Below are 15,536 nucleotides of genomic sequence, written 5' to 3' on the forward strand. Positions count from 1 at the left end.
TGCCTCTGGATTTAACGCGGTGCGATCTCCCGGTCTCGCCCGGCAAGCACGCCGCAAACAGCCATTATCACGGCGGCCAGGGCGCAGCCCAGGAGCGGTATCCGCCAGTCTCCCGCGCTATCGTGAATTTTCCCCATCAGCGGAGGGCCGCAGGCGGCGAGCAGATAGCCAATCGACTGCGCCATGCCGGAGAGCGCCGCGGCCTGGTGCGCGGAGCTGGCGCGCAGACCGATGAACGTCAGACCGAGGATCATCGTTGCCCCTGTGCCAAAGCCAAACACCAGCGTCCACATCACCGCCATGCCAGGCATAAACCATAGCCCCGCCGCGCTTACCGCGCACAGCAGCGCCACTGCGCCTGCAATGGCCCGCTGATCTTTCAGACGGTGGAGGACCAGCGGCACGGCAAGCCCCGGCACGGCCGTGGCCAGCTGCAGCAGCCCGTGCACCGAGCCGGCCTGCGCTTCGCTGTAGCCGTGGCTAAGCAATATCGCCGGCAGCCAGCCGATGATGACGTAGTAAATCAGCGAGTTAATCCCTAAAAAAAGCGTCACCTGCCAGGCGAGGGCCGAGCGCCAGATGGCGCGATTATGCAGTGCGCCAGCGCCCGTTACCGTTGCAACGTGTTTCTGACGCCACTGGGGCAGCCAGAGCAGCAGCGCGACCAGCGGAAACGCCATCAGCATCAGCAGTGCGCCATGCCAGCCCGCGCTACCCTGCGCCAGGGGAACAATCATCGCTGAGCCAAACGCCGCCGAGACGCCCATTGTCAGGGAATAGGCCCCGGTGAGTCGTGCCACCTGGCCCGGGAAGTCACGTTTGATTAATCCGGGTAACAGCACGTTCCCGAGCGCAATCCCGCAGCCGATAACCGCGGTTCCGGTGAAAAGCAGCGCGGCGGAAGGCAGCGAGCGAAGTGCAATTCCGGCGCAAATCAGCAGCAGGGCGATAAACAGGCTGCGCTCCATGCCGATGCGTCGGGCAACGCCTGCGGCGAGCGGCGAGACGAGGGCGAAAGCCAGCAGGGGCAGGGTGGTCAGCAGACCGGTTTGCGCCGTGCTTAAGCCATAATCAAGACGAATAGTGTCGAGCAGCGGGGCTGCGCCGGTAAAGGTGACGCGAAGCGTAGTGGCAATCATCAGGATGCCTGCAATCAACAGCGCGCCGTGTTTTCCTGAGGTGCGAATAGCAGTAGTCATTATGTTCTCATACGTTCAAGCGAGGGCACACAATACCGATTTTCTCCGCGGTTGAAATCAGGCTAAAATGACAGTTTATCGCTAAAATCGGACAAACTGATGATTGGTCTGGGACTGGACGGCTATGATCCCGATAGCCAGCACGATGCTGCCGTCGCATTTCGCATCCGCGTGGTGGCGGAGGAGCAATATATTCCCCGACATCATCACCGTAAGGGGCAGCTGATTCTCGCCCTCGGCGGCGCAATCACCTGCGAAGTGGAAAATGCCATGCTGATGGTTCCGCCCCAGTACGCCGTCTGGATCCCCGGCCAAATGCCGCACAGCAACAGGGCCACGCCGGGCGCGCAGCTCTGCTTTCTGTTCATTGAGCCGGGGGCGGCAAGCTTGCCCGACCGCTGCTGCACCCTGAAAATCTCTCCTCTGGTGCGGGAGCTGATTTTATCCCTGGCGGAAAAATCGCGTGAACAACTTCCTCTTGCGGCCACATCGCGCCTGGTGGACGTCCTGTTTGACGAGCTGCCGCTCCAGCGTCAGGAGCATCTGCAGCTGCCCGTGTCGCCCCATCCTAAAATTCGGCTGATGAGCGAGAAAATGGCGGAAGAGCCTGCCGCCTGGCAAACGCTGGCGCAGTGGGCGAGCCATTTTGCCATGAGCGAACGCAGCCTGGCGCGGCTGGTGGTGAAAGAGACCGGCTTAAGCTTTCGCCGCTGGCGTCACCAGCTGCAGCTGATCGTGGCGTTACAGCATTTGATTAGTGGGAAATCGGTACAGCAGGTGGCACAGTCACTGGGATATGACTCTACCACCGCGTTTATCACCATGTTCAGAAAGGGACTGGGCCAGACGCCGGCGCGCTATATGGCCAGCCTGACTACGACTTCCCGATAAACAGAGAGACAAGGCCTGCCGCAATCAGCGGCCCCACCGGAACGCCGCGGAAGATCGCCACGCCCAGAACGGTGCCCACCAGCAGACCCGCCACTATCGAGGGCTGGCTGCTCATCAGCGTAACGCCGCGTCCGCCCAGCCACGAAACAAAAATCCCCACCGCGATCGCCACCAGCGATTTCCAGTTTACAAACGAGTGCAGCAGGGTTGAGGCGGGAAGCGTACCGCTGGCGATGGGCGCCATTACCCCGATGGTTAAAATGATGATCCCGATGGTGAGGCCTTGTTTTTCTATCCACGGGAAAAAGCTATTTAACGGGGTCACGCGAACAATGATCAGCACCAGAATCGAGATGGCGACGGTGGTGTTATGGCTGACAAAGCCGAGCGCGGCGAGTGCCAGGAGAATGAGCAGAGTAGGGTCAAACATAGGGAATCCTTGCCAAAATAATTAACCTGCTTACAGTACGCGCAAACGCGACGCAGGACAGCTTTAAAAAGATTTTATTGTTGTCATAACCTTGTCATTTACGCGGATTAAAACGGAGGCAGATATCACAAAAGGGGTCGCCATCATGAACGATCACATGTTTGTTGAAACGCTGATTATCTCCTCATCGTTTTTCGCTATTGCCGTTATTCTCGTCGCCTCCGTGCTGTTCCTGGAAAGAAAAGGCTGACAGGGTCGCCAGCCATAGCGGTTACGCTTTATGGAAGTTTACAAGCTCAGGACGGGCGATGCGCAGGTAATCCTGGGTATCCATAATCACGGATTTCTCCAGCAGGCCGGCGTTAAACGCGATTTCGTCAAAACGCTCGAACAGCAGCGGGTCGGCAACCAGTGCCAAATCAGGATGGAAGCTAAAGGGCGGGATAGCGCCGAAAACGCAGGCGGTCAGGGTATCGACCTCGGCCGGGCTGGCGAGGGAGGCCTTCAGCCCGCCAAAATGGCTGGCAAGCTGGCTCAGGTCAGCCTGCAGATCGGCGGCGAGGATCGCCAGAACGTGTTTTTTTACACCGTTTCCCTTCACCTTGCAGACCAGGGCTTTTGCGCCTTGCCGCAGATCGGTCCCGCGAATTTCACTTACCGCTTCACATTTCCCGACCGCCTCGTGCTCCATGACGCGAAACCGCGCGCCCTGCTCGGTGAGTAAGGTAATCAGTTGCTGGTGGGTTCCTGCCCCAATAACGTCGTCAGTCATAACGATTTCCCGGTGATAATCCAGTATGCAGCGTTCTACATTAGCACGGGATGAGCGGGGTCGAAAGAAAACAGCCAGCGGGCTCGCTGGCTGTTGGATTATGCGTTGCTGGTAGAAGATTGCTTGTGGAACAGCTCCCTGAACACCGGATAAATATCATCCTGGTCACGGATATGCTGCATGGCAAAATTATCGAACATCGATTGCAGATGTTCATACTCCCGCCACAGGGTCTGGTGCGCGCGACGGGTGATTTCGATATAGCTGTAGTAACGCACTACCGGCAGAATTTTCTTCGCCAGAATCTCGTGACACAGCGGTGAGTCGTCGGCCCAGTTATCACCGTCCGACGCCTGCGCGGCATAAATATTCCACTGCGACGGGTCGTAACGCTCTTTCACCACTTCATCCATCAGCTTCAGGGCGCTTGATACGATGGTCCCGCCGGTCTCCTGCGAGTAGAAGAACTCATGTTCATCCACCTCTTTCGCCTGAGTGTGGTGGCGGATATAGACCACCTCCACGTTCTTATAGGTTCTGCTCAGGAACAGGTAGAGCAGAATATAAAAACGCTTCGCCATATCCTTGGTGGCCTGGTCCATCGAGCCTGAAACGTCCATCAGACAGAACATCACCGCCTGGCTGGAGGGTTCAGGACGTTTTTCGTAGTTCTTGTAGCGCAGGTCAAAGGTGTCGATAAACGGTACCCGTTCGATCTTCGCTCTTAGTTCCGCAATCTCTTTACGCAGGCGCTCCTCTTCCAGCAGTTGCGCCGGTTCCGTGTTTTCCACGACCTTCAGGCTGCTCTCCAGCTCGCGCAGTTCGCGACGTTTGCCCGCCGTCATCGCCGTGCGTCGCGCCAGTGAATTCTGCAACGAACGCACGACGCTGATATTGGCGGGCACGCCGTTGGCGGTATAGCCCGCGCGATGGGTTTTATATTCATTAAGCTGACGATGCTGATTCTTTTTCAGATTTGGCAGCGCCAGGTCTTCAAACAGCAGGTCGAGATATTCATCTTTCGAAATCTGGAAGACAAATTCGTCCTGACCTTCACCGTCCTGGCTGGCCTGTCCCTGACCGCTTCCTGAACCACCGCCGCCGCCCTGAGGACGCTCAATTCTGTCGTTCTGAACGAAGTGGTCATTACCTGGGTGTACGCGATGGCGCAGGCCGCCTCGCCCCTGATGAAACATCGGTTCGCTGATGTCATCGGTGGGGATGGAGACAGATTCGCCGCTGTCGACGTCGGTCACCGAGCGTTTGTTGATGGCCTCGGAGATAGACTGTTTAATTTGCGCTTTATAACGACGCAAGAAGCGCTGGCGGTTCACCGTGCTCTTGTTTTTGCCGTTAAGACGCCGGTCAATAAACCAGGTCATATACCCCCCGTACTGCATTTGCCAACTTGCATTTTGTAGGCCCGGCAAGCGCTAACCGCTACCGGGCACTTGTTTTAAGACGATTTACGCACGCGCAGATACCATTCGCAGAGCAGGCGGACCTGCTTGCGGGTGTAGCCTTTTTCCATCATACGGTCGACAAAATCGTCGTGCTTTTTCTGCTCATCGGTTGAGGTTTTGGCGTTAAACGAGATCACCGGCAGCAGCTCTTCGGTATTAGAGAACATTTTCTTCTCAATGACCGTGCGCAGCTTCTCGTAGCTGGTCCAGTTCGGATTGCGCCCGTTGTTATGCGCTCTGGCACGCAGGACGAAGTTCACAATCTCGTTACGGAAGTCTTTCGGGTTGCTGATCCCGGCAGGCTTCTCGATTTTTTCCAGCTCCGCGTTCAGGGATTCACGGTCAAACAGCTGGCCGGTATCCGGGTCGCGGTACTCCTGATCCTGGATCCAGAAGTCAGCATAGGTGACATAACGGTCGAAAATGTTCTGCCCGTATTCTGAATAGGATTCCAGGTAGGCCGTCTGGATCTCTTTGCCAATGAACTCGGCGTATTTCGGGATCAGGTAACCTTTGAGGAACTCAAGGTAGCGTTCAGCCTGCTCCTGCGGGAACTGCTCGCGCTCGATTTGCTGTTCCAGCACGTAGAACAGATGAACCGGGTTAGCCGCCACTTCCGCGTGGTCAAAGTTAAAGACGCGGGAGAGGATCTTGAACGCGAAACGCGTGGACAGACCGTTCATCCCCTCATCAACTCCGGCATAGTCGCGGTATTCCTGATACGACTTCGCTTTAGGGTCGGTATCTTTCAGGCTTTCACCGTCATAGACGCGCATTTTCGAATAGATGCTGGAGTTTTCCGGCTCTTTCAGACGCGAAAGGATGGAGAAGCGTGACAGCGTTTCCAGCGTGCCGGGCGCGCAGGGGGCATGCACCAGCTCACTGTGGTTAAGCAGTTTCTCGTAAATTTTGATCTCTTCGGAGATCCGCAGGCAATAAGGCACCTTGACGATGTACACGCGGTCAAGGAAGGCCTCATTGTTTTTGTTATTACGGAAGGTCACCCATTCAGATTCGTTCGAGTGGGCGAGAATAATCCCGTTAAACGGCAGGGCGGAGATACCTTCCGTCCCGTTGTAGTTACCTTCCTGGGTCGCCGTCAGCAGAGGATGCAGCACTTTAATCGGTGCTTTAAACATCTCGACGAATTCCATAATCCCCTGGTTCGCGCGGCACAGCGCGCCTGAGTAACCGTAGGCATCCGGATCGTTTTGCGCGAAGTTTTCCAGCTTGCGGATGTCGACTTTACCCACCAGCGCCGAGATGTCCTGGTTGTTCTCATCACCGGGTTCTGTTTTGGCGATGGCGATCTGTTCAAGGATAGATGGCCAGACTTTCACCACGCGGAACTTGGTGATATCGCCACCAAACTCGTGCAGGCGTTTTGCCGCCCACGGCGACATAATGGTGCCGAGGTAGCGACGCGGGATGCCATACTCTTTATCCAGAATCTGCGCATCTTCCTGCGGATTGAACAGGCACAGCGGATGGTCGTTCACCGGGCTGCGTTCACCGTTGGCGCTCAGTACATAGATAGGCACGCGCTGCATCAGCGACTTCAGGCGTTCAGCCAGCGAGGATTTACCGCCACCCACCGGGCCGAGTAAATAGAGGATCTGTTTCTTCTCTTCCAGACCCTGAGCGGCATGCTTCAGATAGGAGACAATCTGTTCGATGGCATCTTCCATACCATAGAACTCTTCAAACGCCGGGTATCGGGCGACCACCCGATTCGAAAAGAGACGGGAAAGCCGAGGCTCCAGGGCAGTGTCAACCATGTTTGGCTCACCAATAGCCATTAATAGCCGTTCTGCCGCGTTGGCATAGGCACTGCGATCTTGCCGACAGATGGTAAGAAACTCCTGCAGTGTGAACTCTTCGTCCTTGGCAGCTTCATAGCGCTGGCGATAGTGATCGAATATATTCATGGCATGCCGTCCTTTCGTTTTTTAGCACAGGATAAGAGCCGTTCGTATGAGTAGTGGAGGCTCCCGGAAGAGAATCTCTCGCACCTCACTGCCAGAGCAGCAACCTGTGTGCCAGGTCAGACGCTAAGAACCGCAGGTGTTCAGGAAAACTCTTCTTAAATTAAAGCGTAGATGGCATTTGCAAAACTTGCATGCCCAGAAAATCTACTTTCAATGACATATCAATAACTCATCCAAAAATTTCCACTGTCGTTATAAGACAAATGCACGTTTTTCATTCAGCGGTCATATAAATGAAAGCGGGCTGTCATCTGAAAAGTTAAAAATAACGGGTTAATCAGACTGATTAGCAGGCAAAAAATTTTGGGATGTACGGGAATGGCGGTTACACTTCATCCGCTGATTATTTGACTACAGGAAAGAATGGATTGTGACCAAACTCAAACTTCTGGCATTGGGCATCCTTGCCGCGACCGCAGTGAACACCGCACAGGCGGAAAGTCAGTGGACGGTTGGCGCGGGTGTTGGCGTCATTAACAGCCCGTACAAACAGTATGACCGTGATGTGTATCCTGTTCCCGTTATCACCTATGAAGGCGATAACGTCTGGTTCCGCGGGCTCGGCGGCGGCTACTATCTCTGGAACGATACGGCCGATAAGCTCTCCATCATGGCCTACTACGATCCAACGCACTTCAAGCCGGGTGACAGCGACAGCCACGCGCTTCGCCAGCTCGACAAGCGCAAAAGCTCGATGATGGCCGGGCTCTCATACGTGCATAACACCCAGTATGGCTTCCTGCGTACGGCCCTGGCGGGTGATACGCTGGATAACAGCAACGGCTTTATCTGGGATCTGGCGTGGTTATATCGCTATACCAACGGTGGGCTGACTCTGACGCCGGGTATCGGTGTGCAATACAACAGCGAGAACTACAACGACTACTACTATGGCGTCTCTAAAAACGAGTCCCGCCGCAGTGGCCTGAAAAGTTATAGTGCAGATGACGGCTGGGATCCTTACCTGGAGCTGACCGCGAGCTACAACTTCCTTGGCGACTGGAGCGTGTACGGTACCGGCCGCTATGAGCGTCTTAGCGACGAAGTGAAGGATAGCCCGATGGTCGACAAATCCTGGGCAGGTATTTTCTCTGTCGGCGTGAGCTACAAGTTCTGATTGCGCACTAATATTGTGCAATTGATGCATTAAAACGGGGCGCTCGCGCCCCGTTTGCTTTAATGTGGTGCAGTGAAGCGGGGGAGGTGAAATGCCTTAGCGTTTCACAATCTTAATTGTTTGCCCTAAACGAGACGGTTTTTCGTCGCTCGCTTTTTGCGGCGTGCTCACGCACGCGGTTTCCACGCAGACAAACGTTTTATACCCTTCATCCGTCATGTCGGCCATGCTGACGGACAGCGCCGGACCCGGGTTCCAGCCCACCACGTCGCTGTGATGATGATGAACCACTTCAATTGCGCGGTTCAGCGCGCCGTCGTGGATCACGCTGCACGCTTCCGGGTGCAGGTAGACGCGGTCGGTACGGTCAGGGAACGTCTGTACGCCGTCGCTCAGTTTACCTTCTTTGGCGTTATCCACTTTGTCGATAAAGGTATCGCCAAGACCACTCACCTTCACTGCGCTGATATCACCCACGTTGAAGTAGGTATGCAGGGCTGCGGTGGTTTCAAACTCACCGTGGGCTTCCAGTTCGATTTCACAGGTTTTACCCAGCTTAAAGCGGGCGTACAGGGTGAAATCGTGCGGCCAGAGGGCGCGGGTTTCATCATTAGCCTGCAGCTCAAAGGTCAGCACGGCGCCGTTGTCATCTTCATTATGTGCTTTCAGCGTCCACTGCTGGTTACGGGCAAAACCGTGAGACGGCAAACCCGGCTGTGCGGACGGGCCGAACCAGGGCCAGCAGATCGGCACGCCACCGCGAATAGCCGCCCCTTTTTTGAAGGAGGTCGCATCGCTCAGCCACAAACCTTCGGCTTCGCCTTCCGGTTTCCAGGAGAGCAGGTGGGCGCCGTTCAGCGCCACGGACGCTTTGACGCGCGGATGGTCAACGACGATAACGTCGGCACCGTCAATCTGACGGCGGGAGAGCACAGGGGTAAGTTGTTCGACTACCGGAAGTGCAAAAATTTTATTAATCATTAAGCAATCCTCTGTCTTAAAAATAAAAAAGGCGACCGAAGTGGCCCATCGTGATTTGGTGAATTCAGTAAGCTACTGTTTTTGCAGTAATGTGGTCACAACATTCTACAGCATAAAATCACGCCTAACATCAGTGATTGGGGCAATTGTTAAACCACGCCTCACAGATGCAGCGACAGAAGGTAGACGGAAGCGGATCCGAGACGGCGAAGAAAAAATGTCTGCTCCGCCGATCCTGGGAGTGGGTGAAATTCACTGGGAGCAGACATGTCTGGTTCTTTAGCATCACACCCACCGATGGAGGGCTTAATGACAGGGGGAGGGTAGTGAGACCATCATCGTTCGTCAAATATCTTAAGGATAGCTATTCGGTATATAAAGTAACCAACGATAATGAGAGCAACAGACGCTCCGCCCCAGATGAATCGGGATTCATCTTTTGAAAATGAAAAGAAATAAATACAGAACAATAGGCCAGCAGAAGCAATCCCCATCCCTAATCCACGCAAGATTCGGGATGCTATAAATCTGATAGAGTCTTGTACGTTCATAATCCACCGAAAAAATATTTGCACATCTCATTAAATTCTTGCTTGTTAACATCTGCCATACTGCAAGCGTCAATGAAAGGTTTCAATTTATCTTCAACAAGGAAGTAAAGAAGATCCAAATCACCCATCCCTTTAAGTCGGTAGTAAAGAGCGGGGTTCTGGTTTTCAAGTTTGCGGGCTGTGTAGATGGCCCTGGAGGTCTCGGCACCAATGGTGAGAACACTTCCGAGTACCACTCCAGAAGCAAAGGAAACCATTATCTGTGAGGATATCGCCGCACCTAGTTTTATTCCGGTTAACTCTGCAAATATAAATTTACCAGCCATTACGCCAGTAAAATTTTGCGCAATCCCCTGAACATCATCCATATTAACTTTTGACATGAACTCTCTGACAACGACATTTACTATCTTTTGAGCCTCCTGATTGAGTGACATACCTCGTTTGAGCATGTTCGCCATTCGAACCCGATCATCAAAGTTAGAATGACGATGGGTTGTATCCAGGAAATCATAGCCTAGATAATACATGCTGACGGGGAAGGAGAGCATGCCATGAGCAATTGAAACCAAAAATCCGGAGTCGTCCGCATTAAGGCTTTTCAGCATTCTTTTTGCTAATATTTTCGCGCTGTCCATTTTATATACTCCCTCAAATGACAATCTTTCTCCCAGAGACATAAAATCATAAGGCAGAAATGGGGGAAAGGTTTTTATACCCATTTTTATGAGGGGAGTGAGTGATATTCACTATGATAGTGGGCAGTATGCGGTTTATGGAGATGATAAAAATGATATTAAACAACAATTTAAACCAATAAAAAAAGGCGACCGAAGTCGCCTTTTTAGATCAAGCACTCATCTCAACTTATTTGGAGATGTGAGCGATCAGGTCCAGTACTTTGTTAGAGTAGCCGGTTTCGTTGTCGTACCAGGATACCAGTTTAACGAAGTTGTCGTTCAGTGCGATACCTGCTTTAGCATCGAATACTGAAGTGCAGATTTCGCCGTTGAAATCGGTAGATACAACGTCGTCTTCGGTGTAGCCCAGAACGCCTTTCATTGCGCCTTCGGAAGCAGCTTTGATTGCTTTCTTAATTTCTTCATAAGAAGCAGCTTTTTCCAGACGAACGGTCAGGTCAACAACGGATACGTTAGGAGTTGGAACGCGGAACGCCATACCAGTCAGTTTGCCATTCAGTTCTGGCAGTACTTTACCTACAGCTTTAGCAGCACCGGTAGAGGATGGGATGATGTTCTGAGCCGCGCCACGGCCGCCGCGCCAGTCTTTGTGAGACGGGCCATCAACGGTTTTCTGAGTAGCGGTGGTTGCGTGAACGGTAGTCATCAGACCTTCAACGATACCGAAGTTGTCGTTGATAACTTTAGCCAGCGGTGCCAGGCAGTTGGTGGTGCAGGATGCGTTAGACACGATATCCTGGCCAGCGTAAGTTTCGAAGTTTGCACCACGAACGAACATTGGGGTGTTGTCTTTGGAAGGACCAGTCAGAACAACTTTCTTCGCACCCGCAGTAATGTGTTTACGTGCAGTTTCGTCGGTCAGGAAGATACCGGTTGCTTCAGCAACAACGTCAACACCGATTTCGTTCCATTTCAGGTTAGCTGGGTCTTTTTCAGCAGTAACGCGGATGGTTTTGCCATTAACAACCAGGTGGCCGTCTTTCACTTCAACGGTGCCGTCGAAACGACCGTGAGTTGAGTCGTACTTCAGCATGTACGCCATGTATTCAGCGTCCAGGAGATCGTTGATACCAACGATTTCGATGTCAGAACGTTTCTGAGCAGCACGGAAAACAATACGGCCGATACGGCCAAAACCGTTGATACCTACTTTGATAGTCATATATTCCACCAGCTATTTGTTAGTGAATAAAAGGTTGCCTGTAAAATTACAAAAACCTTACGCAGCGTCAAGCGGAATCGTGTCAATCATTGCGACAAATCAATCCTGTGACTAACGTTTGTGCGACTGACTCGCCTCACTTTCCCTTTGAGCTTGCAACCAAATGGGGGCTGCGCCCGGGATTTTAAAGTCCCCGCAGGATAAAAATGTGAGCATGATCACAATTGCCTGACCGCCTTTTCGCGACACATAAGTTTAGATCAAAAGTGCACGCAAGGGTGTTAATGTTTTGTTAGAATCCGGGTTAAAAGATGTCTGTTTCTACAGCGAGATGTAAGCATATGTCGAACCAACGTAACCCTGAAGATTTGAAAAAAAACCTCACAGAAATGCAGTTTTACGTGACGCAGAATCACGGGACGGAACCGCCGTTCACCGGGCGTTTGCTGCATAACAAGCGAGACGGCGTCTACCACTGCCTGGTCTGTGATGCGCCGCTGTTTAACTCACAAACGAAATTTGATTCTGGCTGCGGCTGGCCGAGTTTCTACGAGCCGGTGAGCGATGAGGCAATCCGCTACCTGACCGACTCGTCGCATGGCATGGTGCGCACGGAAATTCGCTGCGGCAACTGCGATGCGCACCTTGGGCACGTCTTCCCGGATGGCCCTCAGCCCACGGGCGAGCGTTTTTGCGTGAACTCAGCCTCAATGAGCTTCACTGACGACGAAAACGGCGACCAGGTGAAGGGTTGAAAAAACGATTCAGCAAATTATTCCTTTAAAAGGGCGCGATTGTGAATATTGATGACATGATTAGCGGTATGACGCCGGAGATTTATCAGCGTCTGGTGACCGCCGTAGAGCTGGGAAAATGGCCGGATGGCGTCGCGCTGACGCCGGAGCAAAAAGAGAACAGCCTGCAGCTGGTGATGCTGTGGCAGGCGCGCAATAACACCGACGCGCAGCACATGACTATCGACACCCAGGGCCAGATGGTGATGAAGAGCAAGCGCGAGCTGAAAGAAGACTTCGGCATTACGCCGAAGCCGATTGCGACGATGAAAATGCAATAACGGTGCGGGTTGATGCCCTCTCCCACGGGGAGAGGGCTTAATTGTCTTACTACTTATGCGGGATCCCGAGCGACTCCGCCAGCTGTTTCGCTAACTGATTGTTGTCATCGGCCCCGTACTCCCAGAACATGGCTCCGGCGAGACCTTTCTCTTTGATGTAGTCCGCTTTGATCGCAACGGAACGCGGGTTCTCATACGAAATCGCAAACAGCGCGTTGCCATCGGCACCCTTCACCGAGAGCCACGGCACTTTCGCCTGGTCGTCCCAGTGCTCGGTAAAGCGCTTCTGCGGATCGTTCAACAGCTTCTTCACGATATCGTTGTACTTCACGTAGGTATCTTTGGTCAGGTCATAGCCGAGTGACTTGAACAACCCGATCTCCTGAGGCCCAAAGTAGGGCTGGGTAACCGGATTTTTTTGCGCATCCGGTTTCGTCCAGTCGATCCCCGGCTCTACGGCGCGTTTCGGCACGCGGCCATAGAAACCAATCCCGAGGTTCATCTGCTGCGGCTTCAGCCCGGCGGCCAGATAGTTATTCACCACAAAATCCACGCTGTATTTGTCTGCGGCTGCCACCGTCGGCCAGGCGCTGGAGTCATACAGGTTGGCATTGAAGTATTGCGTACCGTACGCCATGTCGTAGGTCATCAGGTTGATGTAGTCGAGCAGGGGCGCGATGGCTTTGATATCCACCCAGCTTTTCGGACTTTCCGCATTCGCGCCTACCGCAATGGTCACCAGCTTTTTATGCCCGAACGCCGTACGCATCTCTTTCAGCAGGGCGGTGAAGTTATCCCGGTCGGCGGGCTGGCTTGCGACCAGACCCCAGGCGCCGTTGACCGGATACTCCCAGTCGAGATCGATCCCGTCCAGGCCGTATTTGTCGACAATCTCCTGCGCGGAGCGGATAAACACCGCGCGCGTCTCTTTGGTTGCCGCTGCGCCAGAGAAGCCACGTGCGCCCCAGCCGCCAACAGAAAGCAGCACTTTGAGGTTCGGGTTTTGCTTACGCAGGGTCGGGATGAGGGCCAGATCGGCGGCGACTTTTGGCGATAGCCAGATCTGATGCAGTTTCGCCGGATCTTTTAGCGCAGCGTTGGTTTCGTCTTTTTCGTCGTTATAGACCAGACCAAACGAGTAGTTCAGGTGGGTGATCTGACGAACGTCTAATTTATTGATATCGCCACCCGGTCCGGCGGTGACATCGCCACCCCCGTTAAAATAGCCCACGGACATGAGGGTACTGGCGGAGGCAACTGACGCGCAAAGCAAGGGTAATGCTGCCAGCAAGGGCAAACGTTTCATACAAGTTCCTCTTTGACTAAACAAAACGACCACGCCACAGAAAAGACGTGGCGAAAAAATAGCCTAACGAGAATAGCATTGCCGCTTCGCTGAGGATGCGAGGGAGTTCACTTTATGGGATAACGGAGTGGGTTGTTTTGCCGGGTGGCGGCTGCGCCTTACCCGGCCTACGGGGAAAGGTAGGCCGGGTAAGCGTCAGCGCCACCCGGCTAAAAAGGCTTACGCCTGCGTCTCCAGCCAGTCTTCGAGCGTATACAGCGTCGCGCCTTCCGCAGCCATATCCATAAACGCCTGAGCGCTGTCCTGCGGGTGAATGTTCACCCCGCGGCAGCCGTCGGTGATGACGCTGACGGTATAACCTAACTGGAGCGCATCCAGCACGGTAAACTTCACGCAGTAGTCCGTCGCCAGGCCCAGCACAATCAGCTCCGTAATTTCGTGATGACGTAACCACGCGTCCAGCGCCGTTTTCTGGCGATGCCCGTTATCAAAAAACGCGCTATAGCTGTCGATAGCCGGGTTTTCACCTTTATGGAACACCGCGTCGATGGCTTTCTGATTCAGGAGCGGATGCAGCTCCGCGCCTTCCGTCTGCTGTACGCAGTGATCCGGCCAGAAGGTTTGCGCCAGCCCGTCGAGTTCCCCCTGAGTGAAGGGCTCGACGTCGTGCTGGCTGGCAAAGCTGCCGTGGTTCGCCGGGTGCCAGTCCTGGCTTGCAACAACCGCTTCGCCGCGGGCTTTGCACCAGTCCATCAGCGTGTTTGCCACGTCAACGGTGCTGTCACCTTCGGCGACGGCCAGCGCACCGCCCGCGCAGAAATCATTTTGCAAATCGACCAGTAGCAGGGCGCGTTGCTTCATGAGCACTCCTTATTCGTCCGGGGTCAGCTCGCCGCGCAGGTTTTGCATCATCGCGCTGCGAATGGACTGAATGTCCAGATCCTGACTCAGTAAATAGTGAAGTTTAGTCAGCGTTGCCTCAACGGTCATATCGAAGCCGCTGATAACCCCCGCATGCGCCAGCGCGTTACCGGTGGCATAGCCGCCCATGTTGACCTTTCCGGACATGCACTGGGTCAGGTTCACGACCACAATTCCGCGCTCGCTGGCTTCCTGAAGCTCTTTCAGGAATTCGCCGTTCTGCGGCGCGTTGCCGACGCCATAGGAGCGCAGAATCAGCGCTTTCACCGGCTGGCGCAGGAAGTTACGCACCACGTCGGCAGAGATGCCCGGATAGATAGTGACCACGCCAATCGGCTGTGGAGTAATCGGATGCACAATCAGCTCGCCGGCGGTGTTCGGCGCAGGCGGCGTGCCCAGACGACGGATATGAATCCCGGCCTCCAGCAGCGGCTGCAGGTTAGGGGAGGCGAAGGCGTCAAAACCGTCGGCGTGTGCTTTGGTGGTGCGGTTGCCGCGATACAGACGGTTGTTAAAGAACAGCGACACTTCGTTAATCGGGTAATTCGCCGCCACGTAGAGGGAGTTCAGCAGGTTGATCTGCCCGTCCGAGCGCAGCTCCGCCAGCGGGATTTGCGACCCGGTGACGATAACCGGCTTGCTCAGGTTCTCCAGCATGAAGGAGAGCGCCGAGGCGGTAAACGCCATGGTGTCGGTGCCGTGCAGGATCACGAAGCCGTCGTACTGGTCGTAATGGGCTTTAATGTCATCCGCGATGTGCTGCCAGTCTTCCGGCGTCATGTCGGAGGAGTCCATCAGCGGCTCGTACTCGTGGATGGTGAAGTCAGGCATTTCCGGACGGTGGAATTCTGGCATCAGCGCAAGCTGACGCTGAAGGTGGCCGGAGACAGGGATATAGCCGTTTTCAGAGCGCTGCATACCGATGGTACCGCCGGTGTAGGCTACATAAATCGATTTCTTCTGCATGGTAGTGAGTTCT

At 54.2% G+C, this 15,536-nt stretch carries 16 protein-coding genes; 5 read left to right on the forward strand and 11 right to left on the reverse strand.

Going from position 1 to position 15,536, the window contains the following annotated elements; genetic code table 11:
• Window positions 1–11 precede the first annotated feature (11 nt).
• The gene (locus tag AC2TE5_RS08925; protein WP_484613064.1) at window positions 12–1,199 is read right to left on the reverse strand and encodes a CynX/NimT family MFS transporter; all 1,188 of its coding nucleotides are present in this window, start codon (window positions 1,197–1,199) and stop codon (window positions 12–14) included.
• Window positions 1,200–1,298: 99 nt separating this feature from the next.
• Here AC2TE5_RS08925 and AC2TE5_RS08930 point away from each other — a divergent pair, with 99 nt between their 5' ends.
• A complete protein-coding gene (locus AC2TE5_RS08930) occupies window positions 1,299–2,090 on the forward strand; it encodes an AraC family transcriptional regulator (RefSeq protein ID WP_335244213.1) in 792 nt (263 codons plus the stop codon).
• Here AC2TE5_RS08930 and AC2TE5_RS08935 read toward each other — a convergent pair.
• The gene (locus AC2TE5_RS08935; protein ID WP_121423405.1) at window positions 2,074–2,520 is read right to left on the reverse strand and encodes a DUF441 domain-containing protein; all 447 of its coding nucleotides are present in this window, start codon (window positions 2,518–2,520) and stop codon (window positions 2,074–2,076) included. The two genes, AC2TE5_RS08930 and AC2TE5_RS08935, sit on opposite strands and share 17 nt — an antisense overlap.
• A gap of 145 nt (window positions 2,521–2,665) precedes the next feature.
• Between AC2TE5_RS08935 and yoaI the strand changes: the two genes are divergently transcribed.
• A complete protein-coding gene (gene yoaI, locus AC2TE5_RS08940; protein ID WP_010430055.1) occupies window positions 2,666–2,770 on the forward strand; it encodes a small membrane protein YoaI in 105 nt (34 codons plus the stop codon).
• Window positions 2,771–2,791: 21 nt separating this feature from the next.
• Here the strand turns inward: yoaI and AC2TE5_RS08945 are convergent, their stop codons facing one another.
• From AC2TE5_RS08945 to yeaG, 3 genes are all read right to left on the reverse strand, one after another.
• Window positions 2,792–3,292, reverse strand: a complete 501-nt coding sequence (locus AC2TE5_RS08945) for a YbaK/prolyl-tRNA synthetase associated domain-containing protein (RefSeq protein ID WP_029739834.1) — start codon at window positions 3,290–3,292, stop codon at window positions 2,792–2,794.
• A gap of 98 nt (window positions 3,293–3,390) precedes the next feature.
• On the reverse strand, window positions 3,391–4,674 hold the full coding sequence (locus AC2TE5_RS08950; protein WP_024908577.1) for a YeaH/YhbH family protein: 1,284 nt from the start codon (window positions 4,672–4,674) through the stop codon (window positions 3,391–3,393).
• 74 nt (window positions 4,675–4,748) lie between these two features.
• A complete protein-coding gene (yeaG, locus tag AC2TE5_RS08955) occupies window positions 4,749–6,683 on the reverse strand; it encodes a protein kinase YeaG (RefSeq protein WP_008500713.1) in 1,935 nt (644 codons plus the stop codon).
• Window positions 6,684–7,113: 430 nt separating this feature from the next.
• On the opposite strand from yeaG, the gene AC2TE5_RS08960 reads away from it, so the two are divergent.
• Window positions 7,114–7,860 carry a MipA/OmpV family protein gene (locus tag AC2TE5_RS08960; protein ID WP_024908575.1) on the forward strand — a complete coding sequence of 249 codons (747 nt, stop codon included), beginning with the start codon at window positions 7,114–7,116 and terminating at the stop codon, window positions 7,858–7,860.
• Between the two features lie 96 nt (window positions 7,861–7,956).
• Here AC2TE5_RS08960 and AC2TE5_RS08965 read toward each other — a convergent pair whose 3' ends face one another.
• From AC2TE5_RS08965 to gapA, 3 genes are all read right to left on the reverse strand, one after another.
• Window positions 7,957–8,841 carry a D-hexose-6-phosphate mutarotase gene (locus AC2TE5_RS08965; protein ID WP_193939937.1) on the reverse strand — a complete coding sequence of 295 codons (885 nt, stop codon included), beginning with the start codon at window positions 8,839–8,841 and terminating at the stop codon, window positions 7,957–7,959.
• A 547-nt stretch (window positions 8,842–9,388) separates the two neighbouring features.
• Window positions 9,389–10,030, reverse strand: a complete 642-nt coding sequence (locus AC2TE5_RS08970; protein WP_236545796.1) for a hypothetical protein — start codon at window positions 10,028–10,030, stop codon at window positions 9,389–9,391.
• A 229-nt stretch (window positions 10,031–10,259) separates the two neighbouring features.
• On the reverse strand, window positions 10,260–11,255 hold the full coding sequence (gene gapA, locus AC2TE5_RS08975) for a glyceraldehyde-3-phosphate dehydrogenase (RefSeq protein ID WP_213328556.1): 996 nt from the start codon (window positions 11,253–11,255) through the stop codon (window positions 10,260–10,262).
• Window positions 11,256–11,596: 341 nt separating this feature from the next.
• Between gapA and msrB the strand changes: the two genes are divergently transcribed.
• On the forward strand, window positions 11,597–12,010 hold the full coding sequence (msrB, locus tag AC2TE5_RS08980; RefSeq protein WP_024908573.1) for a peptide-methionine (R)-S-oxide reductase MsrB: 414 nt from the start codon (window positions 11,597–11,599) through the stop codon (window positions 12,008–12,010).
• Between the two features lie 56 nt (window positions 12,011–12,066).
• Window positions 12,067–12,330: a YeaC family protein gene (locus AC2TE5_RS08985; protein ID WP_196239757.1), complete on the forward strand. Its 264-nt coding sequence runs from the start codon at window positions 12,067–12,069 to the stop codon at window positions 12,328–12,330.
• Window positions 12,331–12,379: 49 nt separating this feature from the next.
• Here AC2TE5_RS08985 and chiD read toward each other — a convergent pair whose 3' ends face one another.
• From chiD to ansA, 3 genes are all read right to left on the reverse strand, one after another.
• The gene (gene chiD, locus AC2TE5_RS08990; RefSeq protein ID WP_213328555.1) at window positions 12,380–13,636 is read right to left on the reverse strand and encodes a chitinase ChiD; all 1,257 of its coding nucleotides are present in this window, start codon (window positions 13,634–13,636) and stop codon (window positions 12,380–12,382) included.
• 219 nt (window positions 13,637–13,855) lie between these two features.
• Window positions 13,856–14,497: a bifunctional nicotinamidase/pyrazinamidase gene (pncA, locus tag AC2TE5_RS08995; protein ID WP_193939933.1), complete on the reverse strand. Its 642-nt coding sequence runs from the start codon at window positions 14,495–14,497 to the stop codon at window positions 13,856–13,858.
• A 9-nt stretch (window positions 14,498–14,506) separates the two neighbouring features.
• Complete coding sequence (gene ansA / locus AC2TE5_RS09000) at window positions 14,507–15,523, reverse strand: asparaginase (protein WP_008500705.1); 1,017 nt, start codon at window positions 15,521–15,523, stop codon at window positions 14,507–14,509.
• Between the last annotated feature and the right edge of the window lie 13 nt (window positions 15,524–15,536).

Source organism: Enterobacter sp. N5-15 (assembly GCF_057221635.1).

Bases quoted from the DNA above. Each gene is read 5' to 3' on its own strand.
- AC2TE5_RS08935 (WP_121423405.1), bottom strand. From the start codon at position 2,520: ATGTTTGACCCTACTCTGCTCATTCTCCTGGCACTCGCCGCGCTCGGC.
- AC2TE5_RS08985 (WP_196239757.1), top strand. From the start codon at position 12,067: ATGATTAGCGGTATGACGCCGGAGATTTATCAGCGTCTGGTGACCGCC.
- msrB (WP_024908573.1), top strand. From the start codon at position 11,597: ATGTCGAACCAACGTAACCCTGAAGATTTGAAAAAAAACCTCACAGAA.
- yeaG (WP_008500713.1), bottom strand. From the start codon at position 6,683: ATGAATATATTCGATCACTATCGCCAGCGCTATGAAGCTGCCAAGGAC.
- AC2TE5_RS08970 (WP_236545796.1), bottom strand. From the start codon at position 10,030: ATGGACAGCGCGAAAATATTAGCAAAAAGAATGCTGAAAAGCCTTAAT.
- gapA (WP_213328556.1), bottom strand. From the start codon at position 11,255: ATGACTATCAAAGTAGGTATCAACGGTTTTGGCCGTATCGGCCGTATT.
- ansA (WP_008500705.1), bottom strand. From the start codon at position 15,523: ATGCAGAAGAAATCGATTTATGTAGCCTACACCGGCGGTACCATCGGT.
- yoaI (WP_010430055.1), top strand. From the start codon at position 2,666: ATGAACGATCACATGTTTGTTGAAACGCTGATTATCTCCTCATCGTTT.
- AC2TE5_RS08925 (WP_484613064.1), bottom strand. From the start codon at position 1,199: ATGACTACTGCTATTCGCACCTCAGGAAAACACGGCGCGCTGTTGATT.
- AC2TE5_RS08930 (WP_335244213.1), top strand. From the start codon at position 1,299: ATGATTGGTCTGGGACTGGACGGCTATGATCCCGATAGCCAGCACGAT.
- AC2TE5_RS08950 (WP_024908577.1), bottom strand. From the start codon at position 4,674: ATGACCTGGTTTATTGACCGGCGTCTTAACGGCAAAAACAAGAGCACG.
- pncA (WP_193939933.1), bottom strand. From the start codon at position 14,497: ATGAAGCAACGCGCCCTGCTACTGGTCGATTTGCAAAATGATTTCTGC.
- chiD (WP_213328555.1), bottom strand. From the start codon at position 13,636: ATGAAACGTTTGCCCTTGCTGGCAGCATTACCCTTGCTTTGCGCGTCA.
- AC2TE5_RS08945 (WP_029739834.1), bottom strand. From the start codon at position 3,292: ATGACTGACGACGTTATTGGGGCAGGAACCCACCAGCAACTGATTACC.
- AC2TE5_RS08965 (WP_193939937.1), bottom strand. From the start codon at position 8,841: ATGATTAATAAAATTTTTGCACTTCCGGTAGTCGAACAACTTACCCCT.